Annotated in this window: 18 protein-coding genes and 1 tRNA gene; 8 read left to right on the top strand and 11 right to left on the bottom strand. The window is 66.4% G+C overall.

Features of this window, described 5'->3' with window-relative positions:
- Positions 1 to 17: 17 nt before the first annotated feature.
- Positions 18 to 3,098, top strand: a complete 3,081-nt coding sequence (locus ACQY4S_RS27695) for an efflux RND transporter permease subunit (RefSeq protein WP_428488399.1) — start codon at positions 18 to 20, stop codon at positions 3,096 to 3,098.
- 249 nt (positions 3,099 to 3,347) lie between these two features.
- Entirely contained in the window at positions 3,348 to 4,907 is a 1,560-nt protein-coding gene (locus tag ACQY4S_RS27690) for an efflux transporter outer membrane subunit (protein ID WP_428488398.1), read from the top strand.
- A 49-nt stretch (positions 4,908 to 4,956) separates the two neighbouring features.
- On the opposite strand, the gene ACQY4S_RS27685 is transcribed toward ACQY4S_RS27690, so the two are convergent.
- A complete protein-coding gene (locus ACQY4S_RS27685) occupies positions 4,957 to 5,214 on the bottom strand; it encodes a GlsB/YeaQ/YmgE family stress response membrane protein (RefSeq protein ID WP_428488397.1) in 258 nt (85 codons plus the stop codon).
- Between the two features lie 256 nt (positions 5,215 to 5,470).
- Between ACQY4S_RS27685 and ACQY4S_RS27680 the strand changes: the two genes are divergently transcribed.
- Positions 5,471 to 5,686 carry a hypothetical protein gene (locus ACQY4S_RS27680; protein WP_428488396.1) on the top strand — a complete coding sequence of 72 codons (216 nt, stop codon included), beginning with the start codon at positions 5,471 to 5,473 and terminating at the stop codon, positions 5,684 to 5,686.
- A 130-nt stretch (positions 5,687 to 5,816) separates the two neighbouring features.
- On the opposite strand, the gene ACQY4S_RS27675 is transcribed toward ACQY4S_RS27680, so the two are convergent.
- Both ACQY4S_RS27675 and ACQY4S_RS27670 read right to left on the bottom strand, forming a co-directional pair.
- Entirely contained in the window at positions 5,817 to 7,166 is a 1,350-nt protein-coding gene (locus ACQY4S_RS27675) for a hypothetical protein (RefSeq protein ID WP_428488395.1), read from the bottom strand.
- Positions 7,167 to 7,267: 101 nt separating this feature from the next.
- Positions 7,268 to 8,290: a hypothetical protein gene (locus ACQY4S_RS27670; protein WP_428488394.1), complete on the bottom strand. Its 1,023-nt coding sequence runs from the start codon at positions 8,288 to 8,290 to the stop codon at positions 7,268 to 7,270.
- Positions 8,291 to 8,631: 341 nt separating this feature from the next.
- Between ACQY4S_RS27670 and ACQY4S_RS27665 the strand changes: the two genes are divergently transcribed.
- Positions 8,632 to 9,390 carry a YoaK family protein gene (locus ACQY4S_RS27665; RefSeq protein WP_428488393.1) on the top strand — a complete coding sequence of 253 codons (759 nt, stop codon included), beginning with the start codon at positions 8,632 to 8,634 and terminating at the stop codon, positions 9,388 to 9,390.
- A 453-nt stretch (positions 9,391 to 9,843) separates the two neighbouring features.
- Here the strand turns inward: ACQY4S_RS27665 and ACQY4S_RS27660 are convergent, their stop codons facing one another.
- The 3 genes from ACQY4S_RS27660 to ACQY4S_RS27650 are packed head-to-tail and all read right to left on the bottom strand — an operon-like array spanning position 9,844 to position 12,416.
- The gene (locus ACQY4S_RS27660) at positions 9,844 to 10,419 is read right to left on the bottom strand and encodes a histidine phosphatase family protein (RefSeq protein WP_428488392.1); all 576 of its coding nucleotides are present in this window, start codon (positions 10,417 to 10,419) and stop codon (positions 9,844 to 9,846) included.
- A gap of 3 nt (positions 10,420 to 10,422) precedes the next feature.
- Positions 10,423 to 11,037, bottom strand: a complete 615-nt coding sequence (locus tag ACQY4S_RS27655; RefSeq protein ID WP_428488391.1) for a glutathione S-transferase family protein — start codon at positions 11,035 to 11,037, stop codon at positions 10,423 to 10,425.
- A gap of 32 nt (positions 11,038 to 11,069) precedes the next feature.
- Positions 11,070 to 12,416 (bottom strand): LLM class flavin-dependent oxidoreductase, encoded by a 1,347-nt coding sequence (locus tag ACQY4S_RS27650; RefSeq protein WP_428488390.1) that lies wholly within the window; start codon positions 12,414 to 12,416, stop codon positions 11,070 to 11,072.
- Positions 12,417 to 12,542: 126 nt separating this feature from the next.
- Between ACQY4S_RS27650 and ACQY4S_RS27645 the strand changes: the two genes are divergently transcribed.
- Together ACQY4S_RS27645 and ACQY4S_RS27640 are read left to right on the top strand one after the other, a co-directional pair.
- Positions 12,543 to 12,617 (top strand) — tRNA-Gly (locus ACQY4S_RS27645).
- Between the two features lie 302 nt (positions 12,618 to 12,919).
- Positions 12,920 to 14,127 (top strand): IS3 family transposase gene (locus ACQY4S_RS27640; protein ID WP_428488515.1). Its coding sequence is split into 2 segments (ribosomal slippage): positions 12,920 to 13,205 and positions 13,205 to 14,127, totalling 1,209 coding nucleotides; the frame shifts between segments, so codons are not numbered across the junction.
- An 88-nt stretch (positions 14,128 to 14,215) separates the two neighbouring features.
- On the opposite strand, the gene ACQY4S_RS27635 is transcribed toward ACQY4S_RS27640, so the two are convergent.
- From ACQY4S_RS27635 to ACQY4S_RS27615, 5 genes are all read right to left on the bottom strand, one after another.
- Positions 14,216 to 14,623: a hypothetical protein gene (locus ACQY4S_RS27635; protein WP_428488389.1), complete on the bottom strand. Its 408-nt coding sequence runs from the start codon at positions 14,621 to 14,623 to the stop codon at positions 14,216 to 14,218.
- Positions 14,624 to 14,777: 154 nt separating this feature from the next.
- Complete coding sequence (locus ACQY4S_RS27630) at positions 14,778 to 15,845, bottom strand: threonine aldolase family protein (RefSeq protein ID WP_428488388.1); 1,068 nt, start codon at positions 15,843 to 15,845, stop codon at positions 14,778 to 14,780.
- A gap of 10 nt (positions 15,846 to 15,855) precedes the next feature.
- Positions 15,856 to 16,299 (bottom strand): type II toxin-antitoxin system RatA family toxin, encoded by a 444-nt coding sequence (locus ACQY4S_RS27625; protein ID WP_428488387.1) that lies wholly within the window; start codon positions 16,297 to 16,299, stop codon positions 15,856 to 15,858.
- Positions 16,299 to 17,300, bottom strand: coding sequence for a lipoyl synthase (gene lipA / locus ACQY4S_RS27620; RefSeq protein ID WP_428488386.1), 1,002 nt, complete (start codon positions 17,298 to 17,300; stop codon positions 16,299 to 16,301). Before lipA ends, ACQY4S_RS27625 begins: the two co-directional genes overlap by 1 nt.
- A gap of 144 nt (positions 17,301 to 17,444) precedes the next feature.
- Entirely contained in the window at positions 17,445 to 18,386 is a 942-nt protein-coding gene (locus tag ACQY4S_RS27615; RefSeq protein WP_428488385.1) for an AraC family transcriptional regulator, read from the bottom strand.
- A 287-nt stretch (positions 18,387 to 18,673) separates the two neighbouring features.
- Between ACQY4S_RS27615 and ACQY4S_RS27610 the strand changes: the two genes are divergently transcribed.
- Together ACQY4S_RS27610 and ACQY4S_RS27605 are read left to right on the top strand one after the other, a co-directional pair.
- The gene (locus ACQY4S_RS27610; protein WP_428488514.1) at positions 18,674 to 19,390 is read left to right on the top strand and encodes an SDR family oxidoreductase; all 717 of its coding nucleotides are present in this window, start codon (positions 18,674 to 18,676) and stop codon (positions 19,388 to 19,390) included.
- Positions 19,391 to 19,451: 61 nt separating this feature from the next.
- Entirely contained in the window at positions 19,452 to 20,264 is an 813-nt protein-coding gene (locus tag ACQY4S_RS27605) for an aldo/keto reductase (protein ID WP_428488384.1), read from the top strand.
- The last annotated feature ends 136 nt before the right edge of the window (positions 20,265 to 20,400 follow it).

Below are 20,400 nucleotides of genomic sequence, written 5' to 3'. Positions count from 1 at the left end.
ACCAATTGGACCCTGACATGAAGTTCACCGACATCTTCATCCGCCGGCCGGTGCTGGCCTGCGTGGTCAGCCTGATGCTGCTGGTGATCGGGCTGAAGTCATTCTATTCCCTGCCCATCCTCGAGTACCCGAGGACCGACAACGCCATCATTACCATCACCACGGTCTATTACGGTGCCGATCCGGACACTGTGGCCGGCTTCGTCACCACGCCGCTGGAAAACGCCATCGCGCAGGCCAACGGCATCGACTACATGACCTCGAACAGCATTTCCGGCACCAGCACGATTGTTACCAATCTAGTGCTGAACTACGATCCGGACAAGGCGGTTACCGAGATCACCGCCAAGATCAACTCCGTGCTCAACCAGTTGCCGGCCGGGGTGCAGCAGCCGACCCTGACAGTGGCGATCGGCCAGTCGCTGGACGCGCTGATCATCGGCTTCGCCAGCGACCAGCTCTCGCCCAACCAGATCACCGACTACCTGGTGCGCAACGTGCAGCCGCGGCTGCAGGCGGTGCCGGGCGTGCAGACGGCGGAACTGCTGGGCAAGCAGAGCTTCGCCCTGCGCGCCTGGCTCGACCCGCGCAAGCTGGCCGCCTACGGCCTGACCGCGTCCGACGTCAACGCGGCCCTGGCGGCCAACAACGTCATCGCCGGCATCGGCACCACCAAGGGCCAGATGGTGCAGTACAACCTGACCGCCTCGACCAACCTGCATTCGGTGGACCAGTTCCGCAACCTGGTGCTCAGGCAGGTGAACGGCGGGGTCATCCGACTGAGCGATGTCGCCAATGTCACGCTTGGCGCCGACGACTATGAAACAAGCGTGGAGTACAACGGCAGGAAGGGCGTCTACATCGGCATCCAGACCGTTCCAGGCTCCAGCCTTCTCAGCGTCATCGCCGGCGTCAAGGCAGTGCTGCCCTCCATCAAGCAGCAGCTTCCGGCCGGGCTGAACGGCGATGTCATCTACGACTCCACCACCTTCGTGAACAGCTCGATCAATGAGGTCGAACGGTCTCTTGGGGAAACCGTGCTGATCGTCACGCTGGTGGTGTTCGCCTTCCTGGGTTCGCCGCGCTCGGTGCTGATCCCGGTCATCACCATCCCGCTGTCGCTGATCGGCACCTTCGCGGCGATGCTGGTGTTCGGCTTCTCGATCAATCTGCTGACCCTGCTGGCGCTGGTGCTGTCAATCGGACTGGTGGTGGACGACGCCATCATCGTGGTGGAGAGCGTCAACCGCCATCTGGAGGAAGGCCTGCGGCCACGTGACGCCGCCATGAAGGCAGCGCGCGGCCTGGCCAACCCGATCATCGCCATGACCGCGGTGCTGATCGCTGTCTACGTGCCGATCGGCTTCCAGGGCGGCCTGACCGGGGCGCTGTTTACCGAGTTCGCCTTCACCGTCGTTGGCGCGGTGACAATGTCCGCCATCGTCGCGCTGACCCTGTCGCCAATGATGTGCGGCTATCTGCTTAAACCCCATGCCGAGGGATCGGCCCGTGGCTGGGGCGATCGCCTGACCGGCCTGATCGACCGTGTCTTCAGCCGGCTGCAACGCGGCTACGAGCGCTGGCTGCGCGGCAGCCTGCGGACCAAATCGGTGGCGCTGCTGTTCGCTGGCCTGGTCATCGGCAGCATCTATTTCCTGTATGGCAGCGCCGACAGCGAACTGGCCCCGCAGGAAGACCAGGGCGTCGTCATCCTGCTGCCCACCTCCGCCCCGGATGCGACCGTGGCGCAGAAGCAGATGTTCGCCGACCAGGTGCAAGGCATCATGTCGAAGCTGCCGGAGGCGGATCAGAGCTTCCAGGTGATCAGCCCGACCCAGTCGATCTCCGGCATTACCCTGAAGCCGTGGGACCAGCGCAAGCGTGACGCCACGACCATCCAGCGCCAGTTGCAGAACCAGCTCGGCAGCGTGGCCGGCCAGCGCGTCGTGGCATTCCAGCCGCCGGCGCTGCCCGGTGCGCAAGGACTGCCGATCCAGTTCGTGCTGAAGTCCACCCAGCCGCTGTCGACGCTGTATCCGACGGCGCAGACGTTCCTCGCCGACGCCGCGGCCAGCGGGATGTTCCTGTTCATCGACAGCGACCTGAAGATCGACGCGCCGCAGCAGGTGATCGAGGTCGACCGCGACAAGGCGGCGCAGCTCGGGCTATCCATGACCCAGGTGGGCAGCGCCCTCGGCGGCCTGCTCGGCGGCGCCTATACCAACTATTTCAGCCTGGGATCACGTTCCTATAAGGTGATCTCCCAGGTGCAGCAGCGGTCCCGGCTGACCATCGACCAGGTGATGCACTACCAGATCGCCACCCTGAACGGCGTGCCGATCCCGATCTCCGCCATCGCCCACGTGCGGCAGGAGACGGTGCCGGAGACGATCACGCATTTCCAGCAGGTGAACTCCGCGACCATCCAGGGTGTGCCCTCGCTCGGTGTCTCGCAGGCCGCGGCATTGCACACGCTGCAGGCCCTGGCGGCGAAGACCCTGCCGCCCGACGTGCTGATCGACTACGCCGGGCCGCTGCGGCAGTTCGTCCAGGAAAGCAGCGGCTTCGTCGCCACGTTCGCGCTGGCGCTGATCATCATCTTCCTGGTCTTGGCGGCGCTGTTCGAGAGTTTTCGCGATCCGCTGGTCATCCTGGTGTCGATCCCGATGTCGGTCGCCGGCGCGCTGGTGTTCATCAGCCTGGGTCTCGGCCAGGCCACCCTGAACATCTACACGGATGTCGGGCTGGTGACCTTGATGGGCCTGATCAGCAAGCATGGCATCCTGATCGTCGAGGTCGCCAATGAAGCGCAGCGCGCCGGCAAGACCAAGCTGGAGGCGATCATCTACGCCGCCGGCCTGCGGCTGCGGCCGATCCTGATGACCACGGCGGCAATGGTGCTGGGCGTGGTGCCGCTGATCACCGCCTCCGGCGCCGGCGCCGCCTCGCGCTTCAACATGGGGCTGGTGATCGCCAGCGGTCTGTCGATCGGCACGCTGTTCACGCTGTTCGTGCTGCCGGCGGTGTATCTGGTGATCGCGGCGCGGCATGCGACGGAACCGGTGGCGGCGGACGTGGACGTGCTTACGCCGGCCTGAGGCGCACTGGTCCCGACATCGTCGTTGCGTGGACAGGGCGCATGAACGATGACGGCGTTGAAGCGCACCGCAGATTCCTGGAATCTGTCGGGGCCGGCGGCGCACTTAGACCAAACCCGAGTGTGTTCCGCCGGCCACCCATGGCCTATGATGCTGACTCCCGCAAAGTCCTAGGTGGTCGTCCCGCGTCGGCCGTGGCAAAAGCGGAGGCCCCCTGCCGGCCTCCTCCGCGAAAAGGAATTGCCTTCCATGCCACTGCGCCTGCGCCTGCTGCTGCTGGCGCCCTTGCTTGCCGGTTGCACGCTCGGCCCGAACTTCCAGGCGTCCAAACCGGCTTCCCCGGATAGCTGGTTCAGCCCGCGTCAGAATCCCGCCCCGGCGCCAGCCCATGCCAGTTTCCCGGTGGCGACACCGATCCAGCCGAAGTGGTGGGATACGTTCAACGATCCGGTGCTGAGCGGCCTCGTGCTCCGGGTGGCGAACAGCAACCTGGATGTCCGCGCGGCCACCACCCGCATCGCGCAGAGCCGGTCGCAACTGCGGATCACCGGGGCGAGCGAGTATCCGACGTTGAACGGCAATACGGCCTACACGAGGGAGCGTGTCAGCCAGAACGGCGTCCTTAGTGCGCTCGGCAGTCCTGGGGGCACGCCAGCGACGCAATTCAACGGCGCGACCGGCACCAACGGCGGTATTCCAGTCAGTACCGGGAGAGGGCCCGTCGCCATCCCGCCGTTCGACCTGTATCAGTATGGCTTCGATGCCTCGTGGGAGGTCGATCTGTGGGGCCGGGTGCGCCGGACGGTGGAAAACGCGCGGGCGACACTGGATGCCTCGCGGGAGGCACGCAATGACACGGTGCTGTCCAGCATGGCGGAGGTGGCGAACGACTACATGCAGCTTCGCGGCACGCAGGAACGGCTGCGCATCGCGCGGCAGAATCTGGCCAGCGCCAACAACAGCGTGCAGCTCACCACCGATCGCTACAACCGCGGCCTGTCCACTGAACTGGATCTGGCCAATGCCCAGCAACAGGCGTCCGACACCGGCGCGATCATTCCGCAGCTTGAGCAGCAGGAGCAGCGGCTGATCAATGCGATCGGCCTGCTGCTTGGTGAATATCCCGGCGCGTTGCAGGCACAACTGGCGCTGCCGAAGGCGACGCCGCTGGTGCCGCCGCTGGTGCCCGTTGGTCTGCCGTCGGAACTGGCGCACCGCCGGCCGGACATCAGGGAAGCCGAGGCACAGCTTCATGCCGCAACCGCCAGCATTGGCGCGGCCGAGGCGGACTTCTTTCCGCAGGTGACGCTGTCAGGCAGCGTCTCGATTCAGGCGCTGCAGTTCCATCAGCTCGGCGACTGGGGTTCACGCCAGTACGGGATCGGGCCGAGCGTTTCGCTGCCGATTTTCGAAGGCGGGCGGCTGCGGGGGACGCTGGCGCTGCGGCAAGGGCAGCAGCAGGAGGCGGCGGCCAACTACCAGCGCACGGTGCTGGCGGCGTTTCGGGATGTGGACGACGCATTGACCGCCTATGCCGCGGAACAGCGGCGGCGGGCGCGTCTGATCATCAGCGTTGCGGCGGCACGGCGGGCGCTGGACCTGGCGACCATGTTGTATACCCAGGGGCTGGCCGATTTCCTCCAGGTGCTGACCGCGCAGCGCAGCCTTCTGAGTGAGCAGCAGCAGCTTGCGGATAGTACAGCGACGGTCTGCACCGACCTTGTCGCGCTGTATAAAGCCTTGGGAGGCGGCTGGGACGCGGCTGGGCCTTTGCCACCGCCCGCGCCGGCGGGCGGCGGCGCTTCGTAGACGGGGTGTGGGTACGCAACCGCCCGCCGGGGCCCATGCTGGCCGAGGATCAGATCGTCCGCGGCCTGGCGATGGCGTGGTAGATGACAAGGACGACGATCGCGCCGATCACCGCGACGATAAGGCTGTATATATTGAAGCCAGTGACCGGGGCCGCCCCGACCAACGAGAACAGGAAGCCGCCGACAACAGCACCGACGATACCCAGGACGATGTCGAGGAGCAGCCCCTCGCCGCTTTTGTTGACGACCTTGCTGGCAATAAAGCCGGCGACAAGTCCCAGAATGAGCCAGGCGATGATAGACATGACAGACGTCTCCTGTTGTGTACGAGGCACCGATACGAACTTCGTCCGGCCGGCCCAGCTTTGCCCGCCGCATCATCGCGGACATTACAATGGGTTGTGGCACGGATTACCCATAAGCAACGCGCTGTCCACCGGCTGGTTGCCTATGTTGACTGAATTGGCACTTGCCGCTTGCGTCTTGAGGGATCATTGACCGGCGATGAAAAGACATTCGCGTCGGTTGTCGCCTGCTGCTCCCGTGATGATGGTTCGGCTGATGGCTGCGTCATGGGAAACGATCTTGCATCGCTCGGTGCGGATGGCGCAGGGCACGTGCTCACCGGCCGAATATCGCCGCATGACGGCAGAAAAGGCGGCGGCGGTGCGGCAGTCGGCGATGAACCTGATGCTGGGTCGTGGTGACGCCGCGGTGGTGAAACCATTTTTGAGCCGTGCACAGGCGAATGCCAAACGGCTGCGGCGGAAGGTTTAGCGCATCCCGCGATCGCCTGGGCGTGATTTCGCCCGCTGGTGCGGCGGTCACCGGGTTGTATTGGCCATGGATCGATGCGGCTGATGCACGGTTGTCAGATCGCGCGACAGCGGGCGAGGTCGCATCGGCATCAAGATCGGGTGGGGCTGTCGGTTATCATGGCCTGACCGCTCGTACGCTGTGTTCCGGAGACGAACGGCGCCATCGCGGGCGGCGGGGTCGGCATTGCCGTGCTGGCCAGCAGGTCGGCGCGGCGCAGTGCGGGCATGGCGGGCAGGCCGCTGCCGAGGGTGAGGGCGGTGGTGGTCAGCGCCTCGATGCGCAGCAGTTCCAGGCGGCGTTGCGCCGGGGCGAGGCGGCAGAGGTTGGCGCGGCATTCCTCGGCCACGTCGGTCATCGCCTTGGCCCACAGCCGGTTGTGGGCGTGGCTGGCGGGCGGCGCCGCCGATCGGAGGATTGCGGCCGCGTGCGGCACGGGCGCCTTCGGGGCGGGCGTGGCAGGCGACTGGCCAGGGCCGCGGGGGTGGCTGGCCACGCGTTGCGGGACGGGTGGCGGCAAAGCCGTGGATCGCGGGCGACCGAGCACGCAAGGGAGGGCTCCGCCCGCCATGACGGGCGCGGGTGCCGGATGGGCGGCTGTCATCTGAGCGGCCGCCGTCATCGCGCCACGATGCCGGGACGGTGCCGGCGGCACCGCTGTGGTGGGTGACGGTTCGCCAGGGGTTGGCTCGCCAGGGGCTGGATCGGCAGGGGTTGGTGCGGCAGGGGTTGAGCGGTCCAACCCGGCATCGGCGGGCGCCGGATCGCGCGGCATCGCCTCGTTCGTCGCCCGTTCGCCTGGCCCTGGTTCGCTTGGCCCTGGTTCACTTGGTCTTGGTGCGTCTGGCCCTGGTTCGTCTGGCGCTGGTTCGCCGGGCGCCGGCGGAACGGCGATCGGTTCAGCCGGTGCCGCGGCGGCGCGTGCGGCGGCGGCTGGCGCATCAGACGGTGCGGCCGTGGCCTGGCGCAGCATCGCCTGGGCAGCGTCCAGCGCGGCCAGCACCGCCGCCTCGTCGACCGCCTCGCGCGGGTCGGCCGCCGCCGCCGCGTGGCGCCCCGCCGCCAGCGCCTCGGTCATCCGCTGGGCCGAGCGGTTCAGCGCGTTGGCGTTGCCACGCAGCTTCAGCTTCATCGTCAGCGAGACCGCCGCCGACAGCCGCAGCGCGTCCAGTTCGGCCAGCGCGTAGCCGACCATCCGGGTGAGCGTCAGCAGCGCCGCCGCGTCGGGACCGGGCGCGGCGGCGCCGGCGATGGCGGCGTGCGCGGCGGCGTGCGCCAGTGCGGTGTCGCCGCCGCCGGCCAGCAGCAGCGGCACCAGGAAGCCGGGCAGCAACGCCCGCAGCGGGTCGCCTGGCGGAGTGGGCGGCGGCGCGGACGGCGGCAGCGGCGGGCTTGCAACGGGATGGTGGCCAGCGGAAGGGCATCCAGGGGAAGCGCTCACAGACGGCGGGCGTCCAGCGGGCTGGCGTCCGGCGGAAGGGCTCCCTGGGGGGTGGCGGGCCGGGGAAGGGCGGGCCGAGGGATGGCGTGCCGGGGGAGGGCTCACAGGATCAGGTCGCCAGGGCGGATGTGGCGGATCGGCGGATACTGGCGCAGGCCGCGGCGCAGGTTCTCCTGGCACTCGCGGCGGTAGGCCAGGCCGAGGCGGCGGGCCATGTAGGCCTCCTGCTGCGGCGTCGGGTGCTCGGGCATGATCATGCCGCCGCCGGGCAGGATGCCGTCGGTGTGTTCGATGTCGAGGCCCTCGTTCTCGACGGCGATGCGGTCGGCCTCGCGCAGTTCGTTGGCGAGGGCGATGGCGCGCGGGCTCCAGACCACGGCGGGGGCGGGGTCGGCGGCGTGGGCAGCGGAGGGGTGGGGATCGGCGGCGTGGGTGGTGGCCTGAGCATCGGCCGCCTGCGTGGTGGTGCCCTGAGTGGTGGTGCCCTGAGTGGTGGTGCCCTGAGTGGTGGTGCCTTGGCGGATGCGCGCCTCCCACGCCTGCATCACCGCGCTGGCGTCCGCGGGCGGCCAGGCGCGGCTGGGCGGGCGGCCGGGCGGGATGGTGAGCGGCTTGGCCTGGCGGCGCTCCAGCGCGCGCAGCAGGCTGTCGAAGCTGCGCGCGGCGGTGGCGGCGGCGGCGGTGTGGCGGGTGCTGTCGCCGCACGGGCGGTGGTGGTTCATGCCGAGGCGCCAGCCGGCGGCGGCGGCGTGCCAGGCGGCGACGGCCTGCACGCCGAGCATCAGCTCGATCTCGTCGCGCGGGTGCAGTGCGGCGAGTGCGAGCAGGCCAGCGTGCATGCGCCGGTGCGCCCAGGCCTGCGGTTCGGCCGGATCGAGCGGCAGGGCGCGCATCAGCACGCGGACCGCTTCATTGACGAAGGCCGGGTTGATCGGGCCGTCGAGGGCGAAGATCGCCTGGGGGTCGTCGGCTGGCGGTGGCAGGGTGTCGGGTGATGCGGTGGGGTTGGAAGCGACGAGCGTGCTGGCGGCGGGGTTGGAAGCGACGAACGTGCTGGCGGCGAGGGTGCTGGCGGCGAGGGTGTGGGCGGCGGGCGTGTTGGCGGCTGGGATGGGGCGGGGCATATCCGGTTTATGTTCGTGCTTTGTTCTAAATGTTGCGGGAGGTGGGGCGCCGCCCGCGCGGGTGCAAGGGGTAGCGTCAGTTTTATGTCCGGTGAATAGCCATGCTGGGATCGCCTCCGCTGCACAGTCTTGTATTTCTACAGGTGACGGATGAAGACGCCCGTCGCCAAGTCGGAAACCCATTTTGTGCCGCAAGGACCGCCGCGCCGACGGCTGGCCGCCGCTGGCGTGGGCGCATGGCACAACGGGTGTCGCGGACACTTGCGCACCATCGTGGACGACGTGGTCAAAGTGCGACGCCAGCTACCTCAGTACCTGGCTCCAGCAAAGGACTGCAAGCGATGACAGAGCGGCCGCCTCCTAATTCCGGCGGGCAGGAAGCCGACCGCCACGCGCGAGGGTGGAGCACGATCCATCCATCCGCTCGCTTCCTGATCGCAGTGACCGCAGCCTGCCTGCTGACTGCCGCAGGCGGGATGCTGGATGTATGGGTTTATCTGACCCACGGCCACGTGTTCGCCAACGCGCAGACGGGAAACATCGTCTTGTTCGCGATCGGCTTGGCGGCAGGTCATACGGTTGAGGCGTTGCGGCACGTCCCATCCATGACGGCTTTTGTCGTCGGCCTTCTGCTGTCACGCACCACAGGAACGATGCTGAAACGGTCGGGCCGGAACTCGCGCGCGATCCGGCTGTCGGTGGAATGCGTCCTGCTGGTTGCCCTGGCGGGCGTCGCGGATCGTCTTTCAGACCACGTCGTTACCGCTTGCGTCGGATTCCTGGCCGCCGTGCAGATCACGACCCTGTCCCATATCGGCGACTGGTCTTTCAACACTGGCATGACAACGGGCAACTTGCTCGGCGCTGTCTCGGCGTTCTCCCAGGCGTGTTTCGATCCGCGATCGAAGCCACACTGGTTTCACACTCTCGCGCTCGGATGGATTTGCGTCGCCTTCGCGCTAGGCGCGATCCTGGGTGGATATCTTGCCCCGCGGTGGCACGGCGCGACACTTATCGCGGTTGCCGGTCTGGTCCTTGGTGCAAATGTAATCAGTTTTCGGGCACCGGACCCTTTATCGCTTGACGATGATGGCCGGTAGGCGAGTCCCGGCGTGTGAATGTCACTGGTCGCCGCCGAAGGCGCTGTCCCCGTACCCAACTCAGGCGTGGCGGCTGCACTTCACGGCCCCGCTCTCCAGCCGGAACACTCACCCGAAGTCGTGCGTGCGCCTTGTGGGTCGAGGCGTCACGATCATTCCCCGCCGTGAAACCGAGGCTTGGGTACTGCCTGACCCCGGCGCTGCCTGGATATCTCAGTCTGCCTGCCGCTATCAACCTGCCAGGGAACACGCATAGGCCGAGCAGTCCAGCGATCCGAGGGCGGCGCCGGTCGCCGCTGTTCGTCAGGTGCGAGGACAATGCCGGCCGTTCAAGGTCAAGCAGATGGCTTCAGCTATTGCCCGCGGCTATTGCTGGCCACCTTGCGAAGGCGCAGTCATTTGCAGCTAATCTTGTCGCCGGTCTTGCGGATTTTGGCTGCGTCCACGACCCGCTCACTCCGCGTAACTGATCCCCCACCGTCCGGTGCCGCCCGCCGGCGGCTCGCACCAGACCGGTATCGCGTTGCGGGTGCGGTAGTTCGGCTCGTGTCCCATGGCGCCGCGCAGCGCCCGGAACATCGCGCCATGTCCCACCACCAGCACGACCGGCGGCCGAGCGATGGCGCGGTTGACGGCGGCGATCGCGCGATGGGTGAGGGCGGCGAAACTTTCGGCGCCTTCCGGCGTCATTTCCCCCTGTATCCAATGGGGCAGCCAGCCGGCCATCGGCTCGCCTTCCTTGACGCCGAAGGAAACCTCCCGCAGGCCGTCCTCGACCTCCACCGGCAGCCCGAGTGTCGCGCCGGCGATATCGGCGGTGACTTTCGCGCGTGACAGCGGCGAGCAGACGATGCCGCGGATGCCCCGGTTGCGCAGCAGCAGGGAGGCGGAACGGGCCTGCGCCAGCCCGTTCTCGTTCAGCGGGATATCAACGTTTCCCTGGGACAGGTCCTTCGCGTTCCAGTCGGTCTCACCATGGCGCAGGAACCAGAATGCGACGGGCGTTACCTGATCAGGGGACAGGGCCATGGTTCAGGCCAGGCCTTCCTGCTGCATGACGCGCTGCACGGCCGGCCTGGCCAGCATGCGGTCCAGATGCGCGGCGCAGTTGGACGGCAGCGTCATGCCGGCGCGCTTTGACCAGAACTCCACGTAGAAGATCGCCGAGTCGGCGATGGAGAACGATCCCACCGCGTAGTCCTTGCCGGCCAGCGCCTTGTCCAGCAGGCCGAACCCCTTCTCGGCGATCTGCTTGCCCTGGGCCTTCACCTTGTCCTCGTCCGCCGGGTTCGGCGAGAAGGCCGAGGAGCGGAACTGCCTGGCGAACCCCTGCATGTGGATGGTGGAGACGGCATAATCAGTCATTTCCAGCGCGTGGGTCTGCTGGTCGAGATTGTCGGGCAACAGGCCGGCGGAGGGATTGTCGCGGGCGAGCCAGTAGGCGATCGCCGGATACTCGGTCAGGATGGTTTCGTCGTCGCGGGCCAGGGTGGGCACTTTGGACTTGGGGTTCACCGCGGTGAAGTCCGGCTTGTGCTGGGCGCCTTCGCGCAGGTTGACCGCTTCGGATTCGTACGGCTTGCCGATCTCTTCCAGCAGCACATGGATGCCGATCGAGCAGGCGCCGGGTGCGTAATAGAGTTTCATTGGGTGTTCTCCTTTGCTAAACGTCAGGCGTGCTATCGCCATGCGCCGACGGCAGGCCGGTCAAGGCCGAGATTATCGCGCAGTGTCGTCCCGGTATAGTCGGTATGGAACAGTCCGCGGCGTTGCAATTCGGGGACAACCAACCGGGAAAAGTCCTCATAGGCGCCCGGCACGTGCGAGGCGCCGACGACGAAGCCGTCGCAGGCGCGGGTGGCGAACCATTCCTCCAGCCCGTCGGCGACATCGTTTGGCGAGCCGACGAAGCGTGGATGGTCGTGGAAGGTGCCGCGGCGGGTGATGTTGATGAAGTCGCGCGGCGTCGGCAGTCGGTTGCCGAGTTCGCGGCGGATGCGGTCGCGCATGCCCTGCACGCCGGTCCAGCTATCGAGCTGTTCTTGGGTGAACGGCGTGTCGATGGGCTGGCTGGCGAAATCGAAGTTCAGCACCTCCGACAGTAGCGACAGGCTGTCGATCTCCTTGGGCAGGCGGTCGATCAGCGCGGCGTGGTCTTCCGCCTGCGCGCGGGTTTCCGCGACGATGGGATAGACGCCGGCGCAGACGAAGACTTTCTCTGGGTCGCGGCCGGCGGCTTCGACCTGGGTCTTGAAGGATGCATAGTCGCGCTGCGCCTGCGCCAGGCCGTGATAGGCGACGAACACGCATTCCGCCCAGCGTGCTGCGAAGCGCTGGCCACGGCCGGATTGACCGGCCTGGATCAGCACGGGATGGCCCTGGGCGGAGCGCGGCACGGTGAAGGGGCCGCGGGAGCGGAAGAATTCGCCTGCATGGTCCAGGCGATGCACCTTGTCGGGATGGGCGAACAGGCCGGTTTCCCGGTCGGCGACGATGGCGCCGTCGTCCCAGGCGTCCCAGTGGCCCATGACGACCTGCATGAACTCATCGGCGCGGTCGTAGCGGCGGTCGTGCTCGCCGTGCGAGGCGTGGCCCATGTTCAGCGCCTCCCCGTCGTTCATCGAGGTCACCACGTTCCAGGCGGCGCGGCCTTCGGTCAGCAGGTCCAGGGTGGCGAAGACGCGGGCGACGTGAAACGGCTCGAAATAGGTGGTGGAGAAGGTGGCGCCGAGACCCAGGCGCTCGGTCGCCATGCCCATGGCGGTCAGGACGGTGATTGGGTCCAGCTTGACGCAGCGGATGCCGTTGGCGACGGTGTGGGCGTGGTCGCCGCCGAACAGGTCGGGCATCGCCAGGCGGTCGTCGAAGAAGCCCAGATGGAATTTTCCGGCCTCCAACGCTCGGCCGATGCGGCGATAGTAGTCGGCGCTGGTGAAGGCCTGATCGGCGAGTGGATGGCGCCATGAGCCGACGAAGTTGGTGCAGTTCTGCGCCTGCAGGAACCCGACCATTGTCATTTGGCGCATGTTGCCTGTCCCCCCGGTGTTGTGGGATGTCTATAATGGGGACGGGTTAAGTGGGGAAGACGCGGGCGTGCTTCGGCGCTTGCATTGGCGGAGGAACCCGCCTAGAACGCGCGTCCTGTTCGGAGCGCGGGCGTAGCTCAGGGGTAGAGCACAACCTTGCCAAGGTTGGGGTCGAGGGTTCGAATCCCTTCGCCCGCTCCAGATTTTCTCAATGAAAACAGAGTGTTAAAACGGTCCTTCGGGGCCGTTTTTTGCTTCCCCGCCCAACGGGTCGGTGCCGGGGAAGCACTGGGGAAGCAGCCGGGATCATGCCGCGGGATATGCCCGGCGGCATTTGGCACGGGCGATACCGTCATTTCACGCGGCCCGGCGTGGCCGGCAGGCTTTGTCGGGGCTATGTCCAAGCCAAGCGGACACATGGCACTGAATGCCTTCGATCCTCCAGGGACTGAAGTTGACCCGCTCTGGTGGAGCCTTTCATGCTTTTGCAGGAGGTTCCTTTCATGCCGATTACCCGTCCCCCGTATTCGCCGGAGTTCCGGCAACAGGTCATCGACCTGGCCCGTGCTGGGCGCGATCCCGTCAGCTTGTCCAAGGAGTTCGAGCCGACTGCGGAGACGATCCGCAAGTGGGTTGCTGCCGCTGATCGCAAGGAGGGCAGCCGGGAAAGGGGTGACGCTCAGGCCGCGGCAGGGGATGGCTTGTCCGCGACCGCGCGCGACGAGTTGGCCCGTGCTGGGCGCGAGAACAAGCAGTTGCGGGTGGAGCGCGACATTCTCTCTCGAGCGGCGGCCTGGTTCGCACGCGAGACCGGGGCCGTGTCGTCCGGCTCTTCCGGTTCATGAGCGCGAACCAGGCCGTGTTCCCCATCGCCACCATGGCCCGGGTGCTGGGCGTGTCCGAGGCCGGCTACTACGCCTGGCTCAAGCGCCCTGCGTCCACCCACGCCCGGGCCGATGCGGCGCTGCTCAAGCGGGTCCGGACCATCCACGCCGGCTCGCGCGAGACATACGGATCGCCCCGTGTTGATGCCGAGCTGCGGGCAGGAGGGGAGAAGCATGGCCGCAAGCGGGTCGCACGCCTGATGCGCTCCACGGGCCTTGTGGGCGCGAGCCGCCGCCGGGCTGGCGTGACCACCACGAAGCGGGACAAGGAGGCCCGGCCGGCACCGGACCTGGTGGACCGGGACTTCACGGCGACAGCGCCAAACCGGTTGTGGGTGGCAGACACTACGTTTGTGCCAACAGCGACGGGGTTCCTGTACCTTGCCGTCGTCCTGGACGCCTGGAGCCGCAAGATCGTGGGCTGGTCCATGGCGAACCACCTGCGCGCCGAGCTGGTGCTGGACGCGATGGAGATGGCCATTGGCCAGCGCCGGCCGGGCAGTGTGATCCACCACTCGGATCAGGGGTCGCAATACACGTCTCTGGCGTTCGGCAGCCGCTGCAAGGAGGCCGGCGTGCGGCCATCCATGGGGTCGGTAGGCGACGCCTACGACAACGCCATGTGTGAGAGCTTCTTCGCTACCTTGGAATGCGAGCTGCTGGAGCGCCGCCGGTTCGCGTCTCAGGCCGAGGCCCGCATGGCCTGCTTCAGCTTTATCGAGGGCTGGTACAATCCCGTCCGCCTCCACTCGAGCCTGGGCTACCGCTCGCCCATGGTCTACGAAGCCGCCGCCGCAGCGACGGAGGTGGCCAAAGCCCAGGCCTAGCCACCGAAGTCCACCAACACTCCACAGGATCGGGTCAACTTCACCCGAGCGAAAGGCCAGATCAAAGACTGATACGCCGCTTGGACGGTCACGGTTTATCGGACGCCGCCTCCATCTGGCGCGGCGAAGCAGCCGGTCCTGGAACTATCTGATCAGCGCTTGTCTTGAACGTCTGCTGCTTGGTAAAGGCGTGCTGCTGGAACGCGTTGCGGGGACGCAGCGGATCCTCGGCGGCCTTGAGATGTTCGCGCGCGGTTTTCTGCGACGCGTGCCAGGCCCGGATGTCGTTCTCGGTCACATACCCTTTGCCGTCGACATCCACGTCGCCGAAGTGGCGGGCGATGGCGTGGTAACCGTGCTTGGCTTCCTCCAGCGTCAGGTGTCCGTCATGAGCAAGGTTGGCCTGGGTGAAACGTTCTTCCCAGGTCATTCTGGCATGGTGCGCGGCGGGCTTGTCCTGGGCTGGCGTATCGTCGGCAAAGGCCGGCAGGGTCATCGCCGACAGGAGGAAAACGGCAAGAAATCGGTGCATCACGGCTATCACCTGGGCTGTTCAAGTCAAGCCAAGTCTAACCAGCAAATCCTAACAGAAGATGAATCGCGGCGGCACGTTCCTGACCGGTGCCGCGTCAGCGTGAGCGAAAAGTGCTTTAACCGCGAATCGCGTGCGCGATGACCCGCACCGCAAGCTCGATGCCGGCGCCGTCCACGTCCATATGCGTGCAGGCACGCACTCGATGGGGTCCGACGGTGGACAGCATCACGCCGTCAAGGCGAACCTTGTCGGCCAGTTCGTCCGCGGTCAGACCGGTGGCGCGGGTGTCGAAGAACACCAGGTTGGTTTCCGGCTCCTCCACCGCGAGGCCAGGCAACTGTGCCAGGCCGCGGGCCAGCACGAGGGCATTGGCGTGATCCTCGGCCAGCCGATCGATGTTGTGGTCCAGCGCGTACAAGCAGGCCGCGGCGCAGATCCCGGCCTGCCGCAGCGATCCGCCCAGGCGCTGCTTCCAGCGCCATGCATCATCAATAAAGGCCGTCGAGCCGCACAGTACCGCGCCCAGCGGGGCGCCTAAGCCCTTGGTGAAATCCAGCCAGACGGAATCGCAGCCCACCACCATCTCCTGTGCGGTCACCCCGGCGGCGACCACCGCGTTCATCAGCCTGGCACCATCCATATGGGTCTTCAGGCCGTGCTCGTGCGCGGTATCGAATACCTGCGTCAGCAAACCCACAGGCCAGACCGAGCCGCCGCCGGCGTTGGCGGTCTGCTCCACCTCCAGCAGCGTCTGCGGCGGCGCATTGCGCCGCTTCTCCCGCAATGCCGCGGTCAGGGTGGCGCTGTCGAACATCCCGCGCGCGCCGCGCAGCCCCAGCACCACCGCGCCGGCCAGGGCGCCAGGGCCGCCACCTTCATTGGCGACGATATGGGAACTCTCGTGCGCCAGGATTTCATCGCCTGGACGGCAGTGGGTCAGGATGGCGATCTGGTTGCACATGGTGCCGGACGGCAGGAACATCGCCGTTTGCTGGCCGAGCAGCGCCGCCATCCGGTCGCACAGGGCATCGACCGTGGGATCGTCGCCGTGCTGCTCATCGCCGACCTCGGCCCGCATCATCGCCTGTTTCATGGCTTCGGACGGACGGGTCTGAGTGTCGGAATACAGGTTCACCCGCACCGGCGGGAGCGACCTGTCCTGCCGGATCGGCGCATAGACCATTGTCGGACTCCTAGGAGACGTTTGGCGGACCATAGACGTCACGGGCCCGCTTGAGGAAGGCCTTGACCATGCGGCGCACCGCCTCGTTGAAGACCGGGCCGATCGCCGCCCGCAGGATGCGGCTGCGAAACTCGAAATCGACGAAGAAGGCGACTTCGGTGCCCCTGGCGTGCGGGATGAAGTCCCACTGGTTGTTCAGGTAGCGGAAAGGTCCATTCTCGTACCGCACCTTGACCCGGTACGGCCGGCGCAAGGCAACGCGGCTGGTAAAGCTCTCGCGGAACGGGCCGAAGCCGATGGTCAGGTCGGAGACCAGCTCCTCGTCCGTCTGGTGACGAACGCGGGACGCCACGCACCAGGGCAGGAACTGAGGGTACTTGCCGACATCCGCCACCAGATCGAACAACTGTTCGGGCGTGTAAGGAAGGATCTGGCGCTCCGCATGAGTCGGCATCAGGCGGCGGGCTGCGCCAGCCTGGCGTCGCGCGCCAGGCGCAATGCGGCAAAATCGGCATCGGCATGGTAGGAACTGCGCGTCAGCGGCGTGGCGGATACCAGCAGAAACCCCTTCGACCGCGCAATCGAGGCGTATTCGGCGAACTCCTCCGGCGTGACGAAGCGGTCGACCGCGGCATGTTTCACGCTTGGCTGCAGGTACTGGCCAATGGTCAGAAAATCCACATCGGCGATCCGCAGATCATCCATCACCTGCATGATTTCCGCTCGGCTTTCCCCCAGCCCGACCATCAGACCGGATTTGGTGAAGATCGCGGGGTCGATCTGCTTGACCCGGTCCAGCAGTCGCAGCGACTGGTAGTAGCGCGCGCCGGGACGGATGGTGGGATACAGCCGCGGCACGGTTTCCAGGTTATGGTTGAACACATCCGGCGCGGCGGCGGCCACGGTTTCGGCGCCGCCGGGCTTGCGCAGGAAGTCTGGGGTCAGCACCTCGACCGTGGTGCCGGGTGCGGCGGCACGGATGGCGGCGATCACCGCGGCGAAATGCGCGGCGCCCCCATCCGGCAGGTCGTCGCGGTCCACCGAGGTGATCACCACGTGCCGCAACGCCAGCTTTGCCACGGCATCGGCGACCCTGGCCGGCTCGTCAGCCTCCAGTTCGGCGGGATGACCGGTGCGGACATTGCAGAAGCCGCAGGCGCGCGTGCAGGTGTCGCCCATGATCATCATGGTGGCGTGGCGCTGCGACCAGCACTCGCCAATGTTCGGACAGGCGGCTTCCTCGCACACGGTGACCAGCCGGTTGTCCCGGATCAGCGCACGGGTCTGATGATAGACCGGATGCGTCGGCGCCTTGACCCTGATCCAGGCCGGCTTGCGCTGGATCGGGTTGTCCGGCCGATGCGCCTTCTCCGGATGCCGCGGGATGGTGGCTCCAGCGGTTCCGGCAGCGTGGTCGGCCATGCGGTGGTCGATGATCAGGCGTGTTGTGGACATTGCAGGCGACATGTGGAGGGCGGTCGTAAAGCCGTCAAGCACGCTTCCATCTGGAACAGAGTCCCGATCAGCGGCACGATTGCGGCTTTACCGAAGCGGGATCAGCGTAATTGGGCAAAATCGAGGGCATCAAGTCATGGTTGATCAGTGAACCTCACCGGGCCTGGGAGTTGTCGCCGCCACCGGATCATGAGCAAGCCAGTAGCGCTTCGGTGCGCTTCCACAGACGCGCTTGAACGCATTGCCGAACGCGCTCTCCGACGCGTAGCCTAGCCTGTTGGCGAGATTTGCCACGGACCCGTCGCTGCGGCGCAGAGCCTGCCGAGCGAGCTGCATGCGCCATCGCAGCAAGTAGTCAAGCGGGGAAGCGCCGACCAGATCTTTGAAGCGGGCCGCGAAGGCGGAACGAGACATGCCAACCGCACGGGCAAGTTCATCGACGGTCCAGTGATGGCCGACGTCACCATGCATGAGATGCAGGGCGTTCCCGATCCTCCGGTCGGTCAATGCGCCGATCCACCCGGCGCTGTCTTTTCCACGGATGCCTACGTAAGCGCGGAGCGCCTGAACGAGCAGGATATCGGCCAGACGGTCGGTCATCAGAGATGCGCCGATCCGGGTGCTCCTGACTTCGCTGTCCAGCAGCTCAAGCGTGTTGCTCAGAATCGCCGCCGCGGGATCCTGAGCAGGGATGTGCATGAACACGGGCAGAGCATCGAGCAGCAGTTGCGCGTTGCCGGGCTGGAACACGAAGCTGCCCCCGATCAGCACGGTTTCATCGCCACCATGGTGGGCGGTGTCGGAATGGGTCCAATCGAACAGCGCGATCCCGTCCTCGGGGACTTTCCGCTGATCATTCGCCAACACGTAGGAGGGCGTTTTGCTAAGCAGAAAGGTGTCGCCCGTCCCGAGCCGGTGTGGCGGGTCCCCTGGAAGCAATATCCAGCACTGCCCACGCAGGACGGCGGCGAACTTGAGAGCGGGCTTGGCGGGGAACCGCAACGCCCAGGTGCCGCCTGCCTCGAGGCGGGTGCATCGGGCACTTCGGACCTCGAGCAATGAGAAGACCTCGGATAATGGGTCCATGGCGGTTCTAGACGATCACACCGGTATCATCCAGCATGACACGTAGATCGTCCAGCAAGGCCTCGCAATGGTCTCGCCATGCCCAGCCGTGGCACAAACACCGACAAGGCGCTTTCATGTCCGGACCCGAGGTCATCCGCGGCCTGAAGCCGCGAGGGACGGGTAGTGCGCGTCGAGCATGGGTTTGGACGATCGCGACAAGTTCCTGGAGGCGCGCGCATGGACCATCTTCCCAGAACGTCTAGCTTCCTTCCCGAAGGAGCAGCGATATGAGCGATACAGGTTTGGTGGTCGCGATCACGGGTGCGAGCAGCGGCATCGGGCAGGCGACCGCGCGGCTGCTTGCCGATCGTGGACATACAATGGTGCTCGGCGCACGGCGCGAGGGCATCCTCGCCGCGCTGGCGTCCGAGTTGAACAATGCTGGCGGCCGGGCGGAGTATCGCGTGACCGACGTCACGCGGCGCAGCGATCTCGAAGCGCTGGTCGCGCACGCGGTCGAACGCTTTGGGCGGCTCGACGCGATCGTCAACAATGCTGGGATCGGCCCGATCTCGCGCTTCGACGCGCTGCGTGTCGAGGATTGGGACGCGATGATCGACGTCAACCTGCGCGGCACCCTCTATGGCATCGCCGCTGCCTTGCCGGTATTCGCGCGACAGGGTCGTGGCCACGTTATCAACGTCATCTCCACCTCCGGTCTGAAGATCCTGCCGACCCAGGGCGTCTATGCCGCCACCAAGAACGCGGTGCGCACGGCGACGGAGGCGCTGCGACAGGAAGCCGGGCCGAACCTGCGCGTGACCGAGGTGTCGCCGGGCGTGATCGCCACGAACTTCGCGAATTCCATGACCGATGAGCGGGCGAGGGCGGCGGCCGAGGAACGCTTGAAGGGCATCGCGATCCCGCCGGACGCGATCGCGCGCGGCATCCTATTTGCGCTCGAACAACCGCCCGAAGTGGATGTCGGCAGCATCGTCATCCGGCCAACCGCGCAGGACTGAGCGATCACCAGCGCGACAGGAGGCTCCCATGCGAACCTGGACGTTCCCCGACGGTCAGAGCGTGAACCGGCTTGGCTTTGGCGCCATGCGTTTGACCGGGCCGGGCAACTGGGGACCATACCCGGACAAGCCGCGGGCTGAGCGCGTCTACCGCCGGGCGATCGAACTGGGGGTCAATTTCATCGACACGGCGATCAGCTATGGCGCCGGCCATTCGGAGATGCTGATCGCGGACATCCTCCATCCCTATCCGAAGGATCTGATGATCGCGACGAAGGGCGGCAATTTGAGATCGGCCCCAGGGAGACCCTACAGGGACGGCTCGCCGAGCAACCTGCGTTCTTCCTGCGAACGCTCGCTGTCGTACCTGAAGGTCGATTGCATCGACCTGTATCAATATCACGTCGTCGATCCGAATACGCCCTATGAGGACTCGATCGGCGCGCTCGCCGCGCTGCAGCAGGAAGGCAAGATCCGGCGCGTCGGGATCTGCAACGTCACGGTCGAACAGGTGAAGACGGCGCGCGCCATCACGCCGATCGTGTCGGTGCAGAACCCCTATAACGTCAGGGAGCGGGCCTGCAAGGATGTGCTGGACTATTGCAAGGCAGAAAGCATCGCCTTCATCCCCTATCGGCCGTTCGATAGGCGCGCCTATGTGCAGAGCGCGCCCCTGGCCGAGACCGGCAGCCTGCTCGAGCCGATCGCCAGGCGTCTCGGCGCCACCTCTGGCCAGGTCGCCTTGGCGTGGCTGCAGCAGCAGGGCCCGAACGTTATCCCGATCCCGGGCACCACCTCACCGGAACATCTGGAAGAGAACGTTGCCGCGCGCGATATCGCGCTTTCGCCGCAAGATCTCGCGGCGCTGGGCTGATGTGCTTCGGACAGAGCTTCACCGCCTGCTAGGAAAGACACCGAAGGTCATACTCCATACGCGCTAGACATAGCGATCTGACGGCGGCTCTCGGAACGGGCAGACGTCCTTGGCGTGATCAACCCACCAAAGTGGG

It is taken from the genome of Rhodopila sp. (genome assembly GCF_965276935.1).
Taxonomy (GTDB): Bacteria; Pseudomonadota; Alphaproteobacteria; order Acetobacterales; family Acetobacteraceae; genus Rhodopila.
The sequence above is the reverse complement of the archived record's forward strand: the minus strand, read 5'-3'. Positions and strand labels throughout refer to the sequence as shown.